A 16,541-nucleotide genomic window follows, 5' to 3' on the forward strand; every position below is an offset into this window, starting at 1 on the left:
CCAAAGTTTATACATATTGTATTCTTTGGATTGTATTTCTCATTATATCAAAATCAATTACTCTGAAATCGTCTAAAACTTTTTCAGTCCACATAGGAGTTAACTTGTTGTTTTTAAATTTTTCTGCTGTTTCTATGGCTTCTTCTATTAAGTTTAATGAATTTGTGTCTAGAGATTTCCCCTTTTTAATTATGACTGTACGATATGGTGTTTCATTGGGTTTTACGCTCCCATATAGCGGATGTGATAATAATTCATACCCCTTATGAACTAAATCCCTACATTCCTTTAATGTTCCTATATAGTCAGTGTCTAACATTATAACTTCTTTGTCAGTAACGTTTTCCTGAATCATAGGATTGTTAGTGATTATTAACATTTGTCTACACTCACTTTCAAAATTTCTTTTGTTAAACTAAAAAACAGGAAACTAAGTCCCCACTTAGTTCCCTGTCAAAATGTCTTTCAGAGATCCGTCCAGTTAAAGTCCTTTCACCTGAGAATTTCATTTAAATCCTTTTGGGATGAATTTAAATTTGTCCCTTCGGTCATCTCTAATTTCCCCAAATTAGAGACCGTCTCCCTTAACCTTCAAACGGTTTAATTTTTAGTTTTGTCTTTGCCCCTTAGGTGCTTTTCTTAATTACATTATATCTAGCTTGGTAAATATATACAATACTTTTTCAAATATTTTTTTATGTTTTTTTGTTGATATTGTCCATTTTTTGTCAAACCGTTGGTATAGCTATAATCTTTTTATTAACTTCTTTCCATAGATTTTATCTATTAAGTTAATTTTCTAACTTTCAATTTATATTTATTCTAATTTCTTTTAAGTATTCCTTTTTTATGCCTTTATTTTTTAATTTTTTTTAACCATATCATAGGTTAAACAAACAGGTTTTTTTGTTCGTGGATCTTCAACAATTTCTGCATCAATATTGAAAATTTCTTTTAAATTTTCTTTTGTCATAACATCATGAGCTTCACCTTCACATACAATTTTACCTTTTTTGATTCCTATCATATGATCTGCAAACCTAGAAGCATTGTTTAATTCATGAATAACCATTACAATAGTTCTTTTTTCATTTTTATTTAATTCATCTAATAACTGTAAAATTTCTAATTGATGAGCTAAATCTAAATATGTTGTAGGTTCATCTAGTAATAATATATCTGTTTCTTGTGCAAGAGCCATTGCTATCCAAGCCCTTTGTCTTTGTCCTCCAGATAAATCATCAATATTTCTATCTCTAAATTCAGATATTTTTGTAACTTCCATAGCCCAACTTACAATATCCTTATCTTCTTTATTTATCTTTCCAAATCCCTTTTGATGAGGAAATCTACCATAAGATATTAATTCCTCTACAGTAAGTCCGCTTGGAGCTTGTGGATTTTGTGGAAGTACTGCCATTTCTTTTGCGATATCTGTTGGATTTTCCTCATGAAGATTTTTACCATTTATATAAATACTTCCGCTCTTTGGATCTATTATTCTTCCTATAGTTTTTAAAATAGTAGATTTACCACATCCGTTAGCTCCTATTATTGTAGTTATTTTTCCTTTTGGTATATTTAAATTTAAGTTTTTTACAATATCTATATTTCCATAAGATATGTTTAAGTCCTTAGTTATTATTGAATTCATAATTTTTACCTCTTTCTAATCTGCTAACATTAAATATATAAAGTAAGGTACACCTATTATAGATATAACTATTCCTACTGGTATTTCTATTGGTGCTAGTAAATTTCTAGATACAGTATCAGCTGCTAATATAAGTAATATTCCTATTAATGCTGATATAGGTACTAATCTTTTATGTTTAGGTCCAACAAGCTTTCTAGCAATGTGAGGTGAAACTAATCCTAAAAATGAAATACTTCCAGCTACTGATGTTGCAACTCCTGCTAATATAACGGCATAAGTTATTAGCTTTTTTCTTTCCTTTTCTACATTAACACCAAGCCCTGTAGATATTTCATCTCCTAAATTTAATACATCTAAGTATCTTGATTTATATATTGCAAGAAACATAAATACTATTATAAAAGGTAGTATTGCTAGTACATACTTCCAGTTGCTGCCCCATATACTTCCTGATGTCCATGCCATTACTCTATTAAATTCTTGAGTAGTAAATTTCAATTGGAAAATCGTCATTATAGATGTAAATGCTATATTTATACCTATTCCTATTAAAAGTAACCTTTGAGCGCTAATGCCATTTTTAAATGCTAATACATATATTAAGAAGGCTCCGAATAATGCCCCAAGTAATGCAACTATAGGCATTGTAAATATAGTTAAGTTACTTACTCCATCATATACATTTCCATTCATTAAATATATATATACTACAACAAACAATGCAGCTCCCGAGTTTATACCTAATATTCCTGAATCTGCTAAATCATTTTTAGTAACTCCCTGAAGTATAGCACCTGCTGTTGCTAATGCACTACCTACCAATATTGCAATAACGATTCTAGGAAGTCTTAATTTAAAAATTGCTATTTCATAATTTTTCTGTCCTTGTCCTATAAATGTTTTTAATACATCTATAGGTGGAATTTTAAATGATCCCATATTTAAACTTATCAACACAGTAATAAATATAAGTGCTAATAAAACCGATGCTATTAATATAATTTTAGACTTTTTATTATTAGTTTTCATTTTATCTAGTTTCCTTTCTTACAAGATATATAAAGACCGGTACCCCTATAAGTGCAGTTATTGAACCTACTGGTGTTTCATACGGTGGATTTATCATTCTTGATAAGATATCGCTGTAAACTAATAACAAAGACCCTAAAACTAAAGAACTAGGTATTATATATTTATAATCTGCTCCAACTATTCCTTTTGCAATTTGAGGTACTACCAGACCTACAAATACAATATTTCCAGCAACAGAAACACTTGCTCCTGTCATTAAAACTACTACTACTAAGGATATAAATCTTACTAAATTAGTTTTTTGTCCAAGTCCTATAGCAACTTCTTCACCTAAGCTTAATATTGTAATTCTCGGAGCCATTATCATAGCTACTATAAAACCTATACCTCCTACCATTAGTAAAAGTTTTACGCCTTCCCATTTAGCACTTACTAGTCCTCCAGAAATCCAAAAGCTTAGTTGCTGAGATAAATTAAAGTACATAGCAAACGCCATAGCTAGTGACACTAATAATGTACCTAATGCAGTTCCTGCTAATGCTAATTTTACTGGATCAACTTTTTTTCTCGTTCTAGAACTTATAAAGTAAACTAGCAATCCACTTATACCCGCTCCTAAAAAAGAAAATATCATAAGCCCAAAACTTCCTGGTGCAAACCCTGGTACTACCTTTTGTAAAACTAAAGCTATTGCTATAGTAAATGTAGCTCCTTGTGTTATACCCATTACAGATGGATCTGCTATAGGATTCCTCGTAATACCTTGCATTATAGCTCCCGATACAGCTAAGAAACCTCCAACTAGCGCTGCTGCTATAGCTCTTGGCATTCTAACATCTCTAATTATTTTTGTATCTACATCACTTGAATTGGATATAAAACTATTTATCATGGTATTTAAGCTTATATCCTTAGGTCCCATTGATACCGATATAAAAATACCAATAAAAAGAATTGCTATTCCAATCGTAATTAATAAATAAGCCGAACTCTTTTTACTTAATTTCATGTCTAAACATACCTTTCTATATTTCTATGATTAAAAACAGGTGTGAAAATGAAATCCATTATACACACCTGCTATACTAAATTACTTTATTAATTCATTTTTAACTGATTCTAATAATAACTCTCTACCTATAGGGTTATATGATTGAGTAAAGTATGGTGAAGCATCTAAGATTGTTACATTTCCATCTTTTACAGCTCTAATTTGTGACCATACTGAACTATTTTCTAAATCTTTTTTATCAGAATCCGTAGCTATAACAATAATGTGATCCGCATCTATTTCAGTTAAACCTTCCATGCTAACAGTTGGTAATGTTATACCATCTTGCTTTGGCATATTTTTAGGTCTAGCTAGTTTCATGTCATCATTTACAATAGTTCCTATACCCGCATCACTAAATACCATAAATTGACCTTGAGTTGCTAAAACTGTTAAGTACGTTTGATCTCCATTTTTAGCTACAACTTCTTTTCCAAGTTCTTCAGCTTTTTTATCATAATTGCTTAACCACTCTTTAGCTTTATCTTCTTGGTTAAATAACTTTGAAACATCTATTAATTTACTTCTCCAATCATTTGCGTAGTCTTTTATCATAACTACTGGAGCAATTTCTTTTAATTGATCATATATTTTTTCTTGTCTTTGACTCATTATTATTAAGTCTGGATTTGTTCCTAAAATTGCTTCAACATCCATAGTATCCATCATTGAATGTCCTACAACTTTAGTATCTTTTAATTTATCTTCTATGTATGAAGGTACTTTAGTAGTTTCATAAGAATCTACATTAGCTGTAGCAACTGGTGTATGTCCTAAAATTAAAAGCTCTTCACTGCTTCCTGAAATATCTACTATTCGTTTTGGATCTGCTGGTATTTCAACATCTCCTTTTACTGATTGAACCGTTCTTTTTTCATTACTTTCTTTATTTGATGAATTACCGCCTGCACATCCAGTAACTAACCCTAGCGTGGCTACTACTGCTGCAAGCAATACTAATGACTTTCGTTTTTTCATGAATAAACCTCCCAATTATTTTTAATTACTATTTGAAATTAATTATCACTTTTATTTGTTCTTATTATAGCACCATTGAGAATAATAGTCAATTGCTTTTATAATTTTCCATTTTTTTCTTAAAATATTTTTTGTGGTTTTAAAATAAAAAAGGGTGTTTATTTAGTATTGACGTAACACTTCAAGTCCTCGAACTTTAGGACTTGGTGTGCAGGAAATACTAAATAAACACCCTAGCTATCTAAACCACTTACATATTCTTATCATTTATAGATTGTAAATATTCATCAATACTTTCAATAACGCTGCTTACACAATCTTTTTCAAAAGGAGATCTTAAATTAGCATATTTAACAATATCTAAGAAAGATTTAGTTCCACCTATTCTACAAATATTTAGATAATCTTGCCATCCTTTAACTCTGTCTACTTGCATCTTTTTCCAGAATTGAAGTGCACAAATTTGAGCTAACGTATAATCTATATAATAGAATGGATTTTTAAATATGTGGCCTTGCTTAAACCACCATCCACCTCGTTCTAAGAAATCATTACCTTCATAATCTTTGTGTGGTTGATATTTCTTTTCTAAATCTCTCCAAACTAATTTTCTTTCGTCTTTAGTCATATTTGGATTTTCATATATTATGTGTTGGAACTCATCTACTAAAACTCCATAAGGGATAAATTTTATAGCACTACCTAAATGGACAAATTTATATTTATCAGTGTCTTCTTTAAAGAAAAGTTCCATCCAAGGCCAAGTTATAAATTCCATACTCATAGAATGTATTTCACAACTTTCGTATGTTGGGAAGTTTATATCTGGAATTTCAATCCATCTTGACATATAAACTTGGAATGCATGTCCAGCTTCATGAGTTAAAACATCTATATCATCTGCTGTTGAATTAAAGTTTGAGAATATGAAAGGAGCCTTATATTCTGGTATATATGTACAATATCCTCCAGCACCTTTTCCTTTTTTAGTTTCTAAGTCCATTAATTCATGATCCATCATGTATTTAAAGAACTCATTAGTTTCCTTAGAAAGCTCTGAATACATTAAAATACCATTTTTCATTATAAAATCAGAGTCTCCTTTAGGTTTTGCATTCCCACTATTAAACTCAAAGTTTTCATCAAAGTATCTAAATTGTTGAAGTCCTAATCTTTCCTTTTGTCTTTTATATAATTTATTTGCAACAGGAACTATATACTCACTTACTTGTTTTCTAAAGTTATCAACCATTTCTGCATTATAATCAGTTCTTAGCATTCTTATGTAACCAAGTTCTACGAAATTTTCAAAACCTAGTTTTTTAGCCATCTTATCTCTTACTTTTACTAGTTTATCGAATAAGTCATCAAATTTTTTCTCATTTGCTTCAAAGAATCCATAATATGCTTGTGATGATTTTTCTCTTTCATCTCTAAATGGAGATGTCATATAAGGCCCTAGTCCTGAAAGGTTTCTTTCTTCTCCATCAAAAGGAATTTTTGCAGATGCTAAAAGTTTAGTATATTCTGATGCTAATTTATTTTCTTCTTGCAACTCAGATATTATTTCTTTGGAAAATGCTTGTAGAGAATAGTCAGCTATAGACATAAATTGTTTGCCTAGCTCTTGTGTAAGTTTATCTTTAAATTTTGAATTCACTAGAGCTTTATAGAATAGCGAGTTTAACTCTTCATAATGAGGTCCATTTTCATCCCAATACTCTTTTTCTTTTGCATAAAATTCATCTTCAGTATTTATACTGTATCTTATAGAAACTAGCGTTGCCATACTATCTATATGATTTCTTAGTTTATTGATATCATCTATATTCTTTCTAAGCTCATCATAATTTGCACTAGTTTCCATGTTTTTTACTAGACTTTTAAATTCATTTTTTATTTTTTCATAATTAGGTCTTTTGTATTTAAAATCCTTAAATTTCATTTTATCACCTCGTCATATATTATTTGTAGTTTTAGCTTATGTTAAAAGCTATAATTTATGTAAATTTTTACTAATTTATATCTTTAAACTTACTTTACTATACGTATAATTTAAAGTCAATTAACCCACTATTCATTTAGTTTTTGCATTTTACTACACCCTAAACTATTGATAAAATTTTGACTATAATATAAACTGTACTTAACAAATTAAATTGATTTATTGGGAGGAATTTATGTATAAACTAATCGCATTAGACATAGACGGCACATTACTAAATAGTGAAAAAAAGGTTACACAAGAGGTTTTTGATGCAATACAAAATGCAAAAGAAAAAGGTGTTAAAGTTGTATTATCAACTGGTAGACCACTTCCAGGGGTTCAAACTTTATTAAAAGAATTAAAACTTAATGACGAAGAAAATTATGTTGTTACATTTAATGGTGGACTTGTTCAAGAAATTACTTCTCAAGATGTTATTTCTAATATAGAAATGAGTCATGAAGATTTCGATTATATATATAATGAATTAGCTAAAAAACATGATATAAAAATTCATATAAACACTCCGGATTCTTTAGTTGTTCCTTATACAGAAATTCCTAAATACAGTGTTCATGAATCTACACTTAATAACATTCCTGTTATTTGTATGGATGAAAATGAAATTAATTCAGATTTGACGTTCTGTAAAGTTATGCTAGTTGATGAACCCGAAATTATAGAGGATATCATAACTAAAATTCCACAAGAGTTCCATGATAAATATACTATAGTTCGTTCAGCTCCATTTTTCTTAGAGTTTTTAAATAAGAAAGTTAACAAAGGTTCAGGATTACAAGCTCTATGTGATAAGTTAGGCATAGACCCTTCTGAAGTTATAGCTGTTGGAGATGAAGAAAATGATAGACATATGATTGAGTTTGCAGGGCTTGGAGTTGCTATGGGTAATGCTCGAGATAGTATAAAAGAAATAGCTAATCATATTACTGAAACTAATAATAACCACGGTGTTGCTAAGGTTATATCTGACTTTATATTATAGATTTTAAATTTATTTTAATATTGGTGAACTAAATTAATCCTTTCTTAAGAGTTAACTTAGTTCACCTTTTTATTATAATTAATATGCATTTAAATTGTATTTATATCTAATCCAACACTTTCATCTAGACCTATAATTGGTATTTCTAAGTTATTTTCTTCTAGTAATTTTTCTAGTTCTTCAATAAATATTCCTTTTCCATCTATCATTTTTATATCACTTAATTTTTCGGATAAATTATTACATCCACTTAACTCTCCAAACCAATTATCAGAACTACAAGTTTTATTATATCCACAACTAGGACTTCCATCTATAGCTATTATAGCTTTAATTTTGTAATTATTTTTAATATAGTTTTCAAATTGTTTTATGTATGGATCTAGCATAATCTTGCATTGATTTCTATAAAACAAATTATCAAATTGTTCTTTTACATGCCCCCACCTTTTAATTCCATACATAACCATCTCAGGACAAGGTAATTGAATTATTCCATACCCACTACTTAAAATTTGTAACGAAACATTATGTGACCCTTTATCATTAGATAGCCCTTCCACTTTAGAGTTACAATTTAATATACAGTGGCAAACAGCTACTATTTCCCTTTTTCTTTCCATATATATCTCCTTAATTTTATTAATATTTTCATAGTATCACAGCAAATAATTGGTGTGTTATAGATTTTTACTATTTTAGACAATTTAATTATAAATATTTCCGATTTCAAAAATTGGTGGTTTTGTATTATTATTAATTATGTACTAATAATTTAATTGCGGAGGAAATCGTAATCATGAATACAAAGAAAATAACATTTAGCGCAATGTGTATATTAGTAAATATAGTTTTCGGCATGTTTGTCGGTATGTTAAACATTCCATTACTATTTTTAGATACCGTTGGAACAGTACTTGGGGCTGTTGTACTTGGACCTTTATTGGGAGCACTTATAGGTGGAGGAACAAATTTAGTCCTTGGTGTAATATCCGATCCTACAAATATACCATTTGCTTTAGTTAATATAGCACTAGGTGTTATAGTTGGATTTATAGCTAGAAAAAAATCATTTGGTTACAAAGAGGCTATACTTACAGGATTATTATTAGCTGTAGTTTGCCCTTTAATAGGAACACCTATTTCAATACTATTATTCGGAGGTTTAAGTGGAAGTGGAGCAGACTTATTGGTTGGCTTTTTAGTTCAATCTGGACAAGAAATTTTTACAGCTGCATTTATCCCAAGAATTATTAGTAATATAGTAGATAAACCTTTATCTTGTATTTTAGTGGTTTATTTCTTAAGTAAAATGCCAAAAAACTTTATATCTCAGTTTTCTAAACAGACTTATAAAGTTTCATAATATAATAACCTTTTTAAAGCACTCTGTAAAAAAGGGTGTCGTATTAATATTTGCGACACCCTTTTTTCATGTAATATTCTATCTATTTATATAACTCAAATAATTTATCTTCTTTAATTAAAAATATACGTTCATCGATATCTTTAGTTTCTCCAATTGCAGAAATATATTTAGGTTGGTCAATTATAAAATTACTTTCTGAAGTTTCATTTTTTATAAAATTGTCTACAGTTAAAATTTCATCTACTGCAAGACCTATAAATCTATTATTTTGCATAATTACAATTACCATATCATGATAATGATCTTTAAAAATGTCTTTTGTTTTATCTAATAATTCAAGTACTTTTTCCATATATTGTTTTTCTGCTTTATTAAGCAAATCTAGCAATTTTTTTTCCCTAATCTCTTCATTTTTTTCTTTTTTACATTTCTCAACTTCTATAGCTATCTCATGTAGTAAAGTATGTGGTGAATCTATCTTTTTCATATGAAAATTGATACTTTGTATATCAGTTGAAAAGTTATCATACCATTTACCAAATGCACATTGATGTGGATTTGTAGTTAAAGTAAATTCTCTATTTTCATTCACTGAATTTTTCAATTCATTTACCCACTTAATATGATCATTTTTTCTAATATCTATCATAGCTTTAAAATCTTCATATTCTTCTTCAGATGATTTACATCCAAATAAACTTCTCATACTCATAACTGGTACTATTTGATTTCTTAATTGCATAACCCCTAGTTCAAATTTCTCACCTTTTTGTATTGAAGTTATATTTTCAGGAAACTCTGTTAGAGCAATTGTAACGCTACTATCAATTGCATATAGATTGTCAGCTACCCTAAATATAACATGAGGTAATCTTTCTTCATTTATCATCGTTAAATTCCCTTCCTTAAAATGATATAAACCCTATAAATTCTAATAATTTATTATTAAAATTATAATTAAAAATCATTAGCTTTCTAATTATACCAAATCTTACCAATAATATTCTAGTCCTTTTGAGAATCTTTCTCATTTTTTACATTTAACTTCTACTACGCAAAGTGGGAGTATATATAAGTTTCGAAACATTTCAGGCTTTTTTCCCAACCTGTTGTAAGAAACTTCTATATACTCCCACGAAGCACCCTATACAGCTTTGCTATGTCTTTTAAATATAAAGTTAAAGAACCCTCTAATACCTTTAAACACTATTACTATTACAAACAGTATTAAGATGCCTGTAAGAGCTCCTGATGAGTCTATAAGAACATCTTTCATGCTACCTACTCTTCCAGCTACCGCTAACTGTCTCATCTCATCATAATAAGCATATGATATACTTGCTATCATGGCTACAATACTAGCTATGTATATTCTTCTACTAAGCGCATATATAAGTAAACTTATAGAAAATCCTATACCTGCATATATACTAAAATGAGCCATTTTTCTAACTATATACCCCTTATCTCCATATTGCTTAAGTTTGTCAAAAACTTTTTCTTTTACACTTATTATATTATGATCTTTTAAAGTTACTTCTGATCTAATTTTATCAATTACACTAACAGCTGTATCAGATTGTTGTTTTGATACATCTCCTTCTTGACTAGAAAAATAATACATACCTCCCATAGTCATTACTACTAGTAGTAAGCATACTATTTTTTTCATACCGCCATCACCTGTCTTTCACAATATAGGCACAAGTTTAATATATACCTAAAAGTTTAATTTCGTGATAAATCACTTTTATATAAGTACTTATTATACTACAAATCTAAAAATAGTAAATGAATTTTATTTGAAAAATCAAAGAAGCTACCTGTTTAAGGTAGCTTCTTTTTTAGCCTACATAAAATATGTCATATGAAGCATCCATAGCTTCATTTATATCTAAGCAGTATATATCTTCATCATTTTCAAATCCATTTTCTTTTACCCATCTATCAAACTCATTCTTCGTCCAGAAGAAATTCATGATGTTTCAACAGTTTGCTGCCCAATTTTCGTGCTTATCCAAATTTAAATGAAGTACTCTTAAATCAGGATTATTTAAACTTGTTACCTTACCGTCCTTTATCGATATATTGATTTCATTTCCAGTTACATAACAGTTAGATTTTATATCTATATCTTGATTGAAAGTACATCTCCATCCCATTGCATCTATTGCACACATTGCATTAAATTCTCTATTGTCTGCTAACTTAACTCTATGCATAGTTGGGTGTGCTGATACTGGATATATAAAATTTATATAGTTTTCATCATCCACTACCATTATATTTTTCTTTACAAACAATTCTAACGTTTCTTTTATGTACTCTCTTTTTAAGCTTAGTCTATCTTCTAAAAAAACTATGCTTTCATCTATACTTACAGGTCTTTCTTTTTCGATTATCATATCCATAATTGATACTCTAATATTTTTTTGTATTTCATCTAAACTTCTATACTTGTTATTTTTCATTTTTAATTTATACTCCATAACATGCTGATAATTTTTTTGTTAATCTATTTTTGTATTCTAGATATTCTTCGCTCTCTCTGTCTCTTGGTCTATCTAAATCTATTTTTAAATCTTCTAATATACTCCCTTTATCTCTAGACATAACTACAACTCTATCACTCATATATACCGCTTCATCTACATCATGAGTAACCATTATTGCAGTTATCTTTTTTTTCATCCAAATATTTTCTAGTTCTTCTTGAAGATTTTGTCTCATTTGAAAATCAACCGCTCCTAAAGGCTCATCCATTAAAAGAACTTCTGGGTTACATGCCAGCGCTCTTATAACAGCGACCCTTTGTTTCATTCCCCCTGATAGCTGATGTGGATACATCTTTTCTTTTCCTTTTAAATCTGATATTGATAACAGTTCTTCTAATCTCTGTTCTCTTTCTTTTTTAGACATTTTTTGTTGCTTCATTGGAAATTCAACATTTCCTTTTACTGTTTTCCACGGAAATAATGCATAATTTTGAAATACAAATGCTCTATCTATACCTGGTTTATCTACTACTTTATTATCTAGTAAAACCTGACCGTTTTCACAAGTTTGAAAACCTCCTATTATAGTTAATAATGTAGTTTTCCCGCAACCAGATGGACCTAGTAATGATACAAATTCCCCTTCTTTTATATCTAGGTTTATATCCTCTAATACTTTATGCTCTACCTTATTATTTATAAAAGTTTTACTTATATTATCTATTTTTAGTTTCATTAATTATCAAACCTCCATTTGCAAAGGCTCTTGTTTATAAATTTTAATATTCTATCGATTATGAATCCTATTAATGCTGCAAATATCATAAGTCCAATTAAAAGCCCTGTATTCATCATTGTTTGAGCTTGTACCATAGAGTAACCGAGACCGGCACTCGTTGCTATAAACTCGGCTCAGATTACAGACATCCAACCAGTACTTATTGCAAGTCTTGCTCCAGTTAAAATATCTGGAAGAGCTGCTGGTAGCATTACATTAGTAAATATTACAAACGGAGATGCTCCCATACTTTTTGCTGCGTTATAATAATCTTTTGATATAGATCTAACACCTTGAATTGTATTAAGGATTATAGGGAATACTCCTGCAAAAGCTATTAAAAATATTGTTGGTCCATCTCCTATCCCAAACCATACTATAGTTAATGGAACCCAAGCCATTATAGGTACTTGTCTTGCTGAATCTACTACTGGAGAAAATACCTTCTCAAAAGTTGATGAGAACCCCATAATCAACCCTAGAGGAAGTCCAAATCCCATAGCATACATAAATCCCTTTAATACTCTTTGCATAGTAATTAATACGTTTTTTACAATTTCAGGGTCTGTTATACATGTTATAAATCCATGAAACACATCCATTGGCATAGGAAGTAAAAGTGAGCTTCCTATTCTTTGTGCACTTATTTGCCATATTCCTATTATTACTATAAATAATAATATTTTATAAAATGCATCTAAAAACTTTTTATTTAATCCTCTTTTTTTATTTATTTCTGTATTTGCAGAAACTTTAAATTCCACTTTTTAAACTCACCCCAAACTTCTTTTGATATCTCTGTATCTGTATATTTTTCTAGTTCTTTTTTTAACAAGTTTTCATCATTTAATTCTTTTACACTTTGGTTATATAGTTTTATAAATTGAGTATATAATTTATTTTGTTTAAATGATTTATTTACAACCATTACATATGTATCATAATCCTTGTTTATTGCTGTAGAAAATTTTTTACCATTTAAACTAAGTGCTTTTATACTATCAATTACTATAGCATCTACTTTGTCGCTTTCTAATGCATAAGCTAGTCCTCCACTTATAAAAGGTACTTCCTTTGCACTTTCATAATGCTCTTTTAGTAAATCAATTTGATAATTCCGATTTTGTGTAACCCCTACTTTTTTTATATTTTTATTTTTAACTAAAAACACATCAGAGTTTTGAACTACAGTATCTACAATTTCAAAATTTTTATCATACTCTATAAATTTTTTTGCCGCTTCTTTACAAATTATAGCCATATCTATTTGCTCTGAACTCAGAGCCCACTGCATGGTACTTGCTCAACAATCATTTATAGAATATTGCTCTATTAAATTTTCAATTTCAACATCTGTAAAATAATCTTTGTTTATCATATAGTCAATGATAAAACCAGAGGTATCATCCGATACCCCTATTCTTATATTTCCATCTATTTTCTCAGTCTTAGGATTAAAAAATAATATTCCTAAGCTTCCTACTATAATAATTAAACCTAAAATTATATTTTTAGTTTTGTCCATCTATCTCCATTGCCTTTGCTTTCCAATCTTCATAGCTCATACCTTTAGGGAATACTGGATCTACTTTTTCTTTTATAAATTTATCAAAATCATCTGCTCCACAAGATTTTAAAAGCTTATCATTTACAACTTTATCATAATCAGGTATTTCATCTAATGCCTTATTATCTTTATACATATCTAAATTATTTTTATATTCATCTCCAGTTATTTTCCATGTAAGAGTTCTTCCTTCTCCTACAGTCTTTTTATATATAGTCATTAATGCTACTTCTTCATCTACACTATAGTTTTTAGCAAATATTTTAGCTGCTTTAACTGGATTTGTGTATATGTACTCTATAGCTTTTGTATGTGCTAAAACCATTTTTTCAGCTAAATCTGGATGTTCTTTTACAAAGTTAGTGTTTAATGAGAATGAACAACAGTTGTATTCTTTCCCTGTATTTTTTTCTTTATATTGAGTTGATGAAATTATTTTACCAACGCCTTCTTTTTCTGCTACAGATCCCCATGGATCACATGTACTGAATGCTTTTATTTGACCTGTTTTTAATGCTAAGTATGCATCTTTACTAGAGTCTATATTTACAACTTGATATTTAGATGAGTCTACTGGAAGTCCTGTTTCTGGGCCGTAGTCTGTAGTCCATAGTAAATCACCATCTGGATCTGAAGCTATTTTTTGTCCTATTAATTCTTTAGGATCTTTTATATCGTTTGCAACTACTAAGTATTCAGATCCACCTCTATGGTTATTTGCAGCTACAACTATTGGTGATCCTTTTGGGATAGCACCCACCAATCCTTTAGTTCCTATGTATCCTGCATCCATTTGCCCAGCTGCCATAGCTTCTGGAACTTTACCATTACCTACAGCCTCAACGTTAAGACCTAAATCTTTATAAATTCCAGCATCTACTGCAACTGGAGCAGCTGTCATATGGTCACAATTATAATAACCTAGTTTAATTGTATAATCTGAACTTCCTTTTGTTGCAGTTTCTTGTTTATTTTCTTTGCTACTACATCCTGTTAAAACTGTAGTGCTTATTGCACCTATTAGTACTAATGACTTTACCTTCTTTGAAATTTTCACTTTTAATTCTCCCCTTTGTTGAATTTATATTAGCAACATGCATTCATGCCTTCTCCGAATAAATCTATTAATTTTTTATTTTCTAATCTATATATTGCATATCCTACATTTCCATTTTTAGATCCAGACAATATAAGTTCCATTTCATTTTTATCATCTATATCTTTAAATTCTATTAAAATATCATCTATAGGTGCTCTTATAGGCTCTGTCATATAAACGTTTTCATTTTCACTTATAACTCCAACCATTTCATTATGGTTTTTCCCTTTTTTATAAACAACTAATAAATCATCGACTTTATCGTTATTTATATCGTGCTGTGTGTACGTAAGTATTTTTTCATATTTGGCATTTTCTTTAAAATAGTTTAAATACTCTTCATTTACATTTGGAAGGCTACTTTCTTGCTTCTTTTTCTCTTTGCTATATACTGCAATTCCTATTAATAAAACTATTATAGAAAGTATTATTAAAAATTTTTTACGCTTCATTTTTTACAACCTTTCTTAAGCTAGGCATTATAGCTTTTATGAAAAATAAAAATATTATAAATGAGCATATGTATTTTACTGAATCCGGTATATTTAACATTATAGTATTAGCTATGCTTATAGATTCCTGCTTGTAACTTATATTTATATTTGTTGCCTTTCCCATTAAAAGGAAATTCGTTATATATCCAATAACTAGCGAGCAAGTTGTAAGTGTTATAGAATATATAGCTACAGTTCTCTTTCCTATTACTTTATACATACTTATAAGTTCTGGTAAATTTGTAGCAGCTCCAGCTATTAAAAATGTTATAGCTATCCCTGGTGATGCTCCACTTGCTACTAATGCAGCAATAAATGGTATATGCCCAACCGCACAAACGTACATAATACATGCAAGGACTGCTATGCTTCCTAAAGATAAAACCCCTGGGTTTCCTAAGTATTTTTGAATTATACTACTTGGAAACACTGTTGTTATAAATCCTGCAACAAGCATACCTATCACAACATATTTACTAATTGTAAGTGCTAATTCAGAAAATGACCATTTTAATCCTTCTATCACTTTTTCTTTAAAGCTTAGCTCTTCTTCTTCTAGTTCAATAGCTATTTCTTCATCTTCTTGCTGATTTATACATAATTCATTTTTACCTAAGTAGTTTCCTAAAAGTCCTACTATTATTGGCACGACAAATCCCGATATAACATAAATAATAGTTATATCTGGCCCTAATAATCCTAAACTTAATACTACTGCTATTGGATTTATAATTGGAGTTGATGTCATAAAAGCTAAAACTGGACCTAGATAAGCTCCAGAATAGTACATACTTATTCCTATAGGTATAACTCCACAGCTACATATTGGTAGTAACATTCCTGAAACTGTACTCTTTAATAATGATGATATTTTTTTATTTCCAAGAGATTTTTGAAATTTTTCTGGACTTATTAGATTATGTAGTAGACCTGCTATTATAAAACTTATTATTAACCAACCTGAAGCTCCATTTAATATACTTATAGATGCTAGTAGTACATCTTTGAAAAAATCTAAAATATACATTTAA

At 29.2% G+C, this 16,541-nt stretch carries 18 protein-coding genes and 1 riboswitch; of the genes, 2 read left to right on the top strand and 16 right to left on the bottom strand.

Annotated features, from left to right (window positions below; all coding sequences use genetic code 11):
- Positions 1-7: 7 nt before the first annotated feature.
- From KXZ80_RS12205 to KXZ80_RS12230, 6 genes are all read right to left on the bottom strand, one after another.
- Positions 8-379 carry a GrdX family protein gene (locus KXZ80_RS12205; protein ID WP_038285347.1) on the bottom strand — a complete coding sequence of 124 codons (372 nt, stop codon included), beginning with the start codon at positions 377-379 and terminating at the stop codon, positions 8-10.
- Positions 380-474: 95 nt separating this feature from the next.
- Positions 475-595, bottom strand: a riboswitch (glycine riboswitch).
- A 267-nt stretch (positions 596-862) separates the two neighbouring features.
- Positions 863-1,654 (bottom strand): ABC transporter ATP-binding protein, encoded by a 792-nt coding sequence (locus KXZ80_RS12210; RefSeq protein WP_021433744.1) that lies wholly within the window; start codon positions 1,652-1,654, stop codon positions 863-865.
- Between the two features lie 15 nt (positions 1,655-1,669).
- Positions 1,670-2,686 carry a FecCD family ABC transporter permease gene (locus tag KXZ80_RS12215; protein ID WP_021433745.1) on the bottom strand — a complete coding sequence of 339 codons (1,017 nt, stop codon included), beginning with the start codon at positions 2,684-2,686 and terminating at the stop codon, positions 1,670-1,672.
- A gap of 1 nt (position 2,687) precedes the next feature.
- The gene (locus KXZ80_RS12220) at positions 2,688-3,698 is read right to left on the bottom strand and encodes a FecCD family ABC transporter permease (protein ID WP_021433746.1); all 1,011 of its coding nucleotides are present in this window, start codon (positions 3,696-3,698) and stop codon (positions 2,688-2,690) included.
- Between the two features lie 81 nt (positions 3,699-3,779).
- On the bottom strand, positions 3,780-4,718 hold the full coding sequence (locus tag KXZ80_RS12225) for an iron-hydroxamate ABC transporter substrate-binding protein (RefSeq protein WP_021433747.1): 939 nt from the start codon (positions 4,716-4,718) through the stop codon (positions 3,780-3,782).
- A 250-nt stretch (positions 4,719-4,968) separates the two neighbouring features.
- On the bottom strand, positions 4,969-6,663 hold the full coding sequence (locus tag KXZ80_RS12230) for a M3 family oligoendopeptidase (RefSeq protein WP_021433748.1): 1,695 nt from the start codon (positions 6,661-6,663) through the stop codon (positions 4,969-4,971).
- Positions 6,664-6,898: 235 nt separating this feature from the next.
- Between KXZ80_RS12230 and yidA the strand changes: the two genes are divergently transcribed.
- Positions 6,899-7,708, top strand: a complete 810-nt coding sequence (yidA, locus tag KXZ80_RS12235) for a sugar-phosphatase (protein ID WP_021433749.1) — start codon at positions 6,899-6,901, stop codon at positions 7,706-7,708.
- 89 nt (positions 7,709-7,797) lie between these two features.
- Here yidA and KXZ80_RS12240 read toward each other — a convergent pair whose 3' ends face one another.
- Positions 7,798-8,331 carry a CD3072 family TudS-related putative desulfidase gene (locus tag KXZ80_RS12240; protein WP_021433750.1) on the bottom strand — a complete coding sequence of 178 codons (534 nt, stop codon included), beginning with the start codon at positions 8,329-8,331 and terminating at the stop codon, positions 7,798-7,800.
- A gap of 176 nt (positions 8,332-8,507) precedes the next feature.
- On the opposite strand from KXZ80_RS12240, the gene KXZ80_RS12245 reads away from it, so the two are divergent.
- A complete protein-coding gene (locus KXZ80_RS12245; RefSeq protein WP_021433751.1) occupies positions 8,508-9,074 on the top strand; it encodes a CD3073 family putative ECF transporter S component in 567 nt (188 codons plus the stop codon).
- Positions 9,075-9,156: 82 nt separating this feature from the next.
- Here the strand turns inward: KXZ80_RS12245 and KXZ80_RS12250 are convergent, their stop codons facing one another.
- The 9 genes from KXZ80_RS12250 to saoE form a co-directional block, all read right to left on the bottom strand.
- The gene (locus tag KXZ80_RS12250; RefSeq protein ID WP_021433752.1) at positions 9,157-9,966 is read right to left on the bottom strand and encodes a CZB domain-containing protein; all 810 of its coding nucleotides are present in this window, start codon (positions 9,964-9,966) and stop codon (positions 9,157-9,159) included.
- A gap of 255 nt (positions 9,967-10,221) precedes the next feature.
- Complete coding sequence (locus tag KXZ80_RS12255) at positions 10,222-10,749, bottom strand: VanZ family protein (RefSeq protein WP_021433753.1); 528 nt, start codon at positions 10,747-10,749, stop codon at positions 10,222-10,224.
- A gap of 172 nt (positions 10,750-10,921) precedes the next feature.
- Positions 10,922-11,548 (bottom strand): MerB-like organometallic lyase SaoL, encoded by a 627-nt coding sequence (gene saoL / locus KXZ80_RS12260; RefSeq protein WP_264317409.1) that lies wholly within the window; start codon positions 11,546-11,548, stop codon positions 10,922-10,924.
- A 7-nt stretch (positions 11,549-11,555) separates the two neighbouring features.
- Entirely contained in the window at positions 11,556-12,308 is a 753-nt protein-coding gene (gene saoA / locus KXZ80_RS12265; RefSeq protein ID WP_021433756.1) for an ABC transporter ATP-binding protein SaoA, read from the bottom strand.
- Positions 12,308-13,114 carry an ABC transporter permease subunit SaoP gene (gene saoP / locus KXZ80_RS12275; RefSeq protein ID WP_264317410.1) on the bottom strand — a complete coding sequence of 269 codons (807 nt, stop codon included), beginning with the start codon at positions 13,112-13,114 and terminating at the stop codon, positions 12,308-12,310. Before saoP ends, saoA begins: the two co-directional genes overlap by 1 nt.
- Positions 13,081-13,875, bottom strand: a complete 795-nt coding sequence (gene saoB / locus KXZ80_RS12280; protein WP_264317411.1) for an ABC transporter substrate-binding (seleno)protein SaoB — start codon at positions 13,873-13,875, stop codon at positions 13,081-13,083. Before saoB ends, saoP begins: the two co-directional genes overlap by 34 nt.
- Entirely contained in the window at positions 13,862-14,974 is a 1,113-nt protein-coding gene (gene saoX, locus KXZ80_RS12290) for an ABC transporter substrate-binding subunit SaoX (RefSeq protein ID WP_021433760.1), read from the bottom strand. The genes saoB and saoX overlap by 14 nt, the downstream gene beginning before the upstream one ends.
- A 29-nt stretch (positions 14,975-15,003) precedes the next feature.
- Complete coding sequence (saoC, locus tag KXZ80_RS12295; RefSeq protein WP_021433761.1) at positions 15,004-15,468, bottom strand: Cys-Cys-COOH (seleno)protein SaoC; 465 nt, start codon at positions 15,466-15,468, stop codon at positions 15,004-15,006.
- Positions 15,458-16,537 (bottom strand): efflux transporter SaoE, encoded by a 1,080-nt coding sequence (gene saoE / locus KXZ80_RS12300; protein WP_021433762.1) that lies wholly within the window; start codon positions 16,535-16,537, stop codon positions 15,458-15,460. The genes saoC and saoE overlap by 11 nt, the downstream gene beginning before the upstream one ends.
- Positions 16,538-16,541 lie beyond the last annotated feature (4 nt).

The sequence above is a fragment of the Paraclostridium bifermentans genome, assembly GCF_019916025.1.
Classification (GTDB): Bacteria; Bacillota; Clostridia; order Peptostreptococcales; family Peptostreptococcaceae; genus Paraclostridium; species Paraclostridium bifermentans.

Excerpts from the sequence above, each read along its gene's own strand:
- KXZ80_RS12205 (WP_038285347.1), bottom strand. The coding sequence starts at position 379 with ATGTTAATAATCACTAACAATCCTATGATTCAGGAAAACGTTACTGAC.
- KXZ80_RS12210 (WP_021433744.1), bottom strand. The coding sequence starts at position 1,654 with ATGAATTCAATAATAACTAAGGACTTAAACATATCTTATGGAAATATA.
- KXZ80_RS12215 (WP_021433745.1), bottom strand. The coding sequence starts at position 2,686 with ATGAAAACTAATAATAAAAAGTCTAAAATTATATTAATAGCATCGGTT.
- KXZ80_RS12220 (WP_021433746.1), bottom strand. The coding sequence starts at position 3,698 with ATGAAATTAAGTAAAAAGAGTTCGGCTTATTTATTAATTACGATTGGA.
- KXZ80_RS12225 (WP_021433747.1), bottom strand. The coding sequence starts at position 4,718 with ATGAAAAAACGAAAGTCATTAGTATTGCTTGCAGCAGTAGTAGCCACG.
- KXZ80_RS12230 (WP_021433748.1), bottom strand. The coding sequence starts at position 6,663 with ATGAAATTTAAGGATTTTAAATACAAAAGACCTAATTATGAAAAAATA.
- yidA (WP_021433749.1), top strand. The coding sequence starts at position 6,899 with ATGTATAAACTAATCGCATTAGACATAGACGGCACATTACTAAATAGT.
- KXZ80_RS12240 (WP_021433750.1), bottom strand. The coding sequence starts at position 8,331 with ATGGAAAGAAAAAGGGAAATAGTAGCTGTTTGCCACTGTATATTAAAT.
- KXZ80_RS12245 (WP_021433751.1), top strand. The coding sequence starts at position 8,508 with ATGAATACAAAGAAAATAACATTTAGCGCAATGTGTATATTAGTAAAT.
- KXZ80_RS12250 (WP_021433752.1), bottom strand. The coding sequence starts at position 9,966 with ATGATAAATGAAGAAAGATTACCTCATGTTATATTTAGGGTAGCTGAC.
- KXZ80_RS12255 (WP_021433753.1), bottom strand. The coding sequence starts at position 10,749 with ATGAAAAAAATAGTATGCTTACTACTAGTAGTAATGACTATGGGAGGT.
- saoA (WP_021433756.1), bottom strand. The coding sequence starts at position 12,308 with ATGAAACTAAAAATAGATAATATAAGTAAAACTTTTATAAATAATAAG.
- saoC (WP_021433761.1), bottom strand. The coding sequence starts at position 15,468 with ATGAAGCGTAAAAAATTTTTAATAATACTTTCTATAATAGTTTTATTA.
- saoE (WP_021433762.1), bottom strand. The coding sequence starts at position 16,537 with ATGTATATTTTAGATTTTTTCAAAGATGTACTACTAGCATCTATAAGT.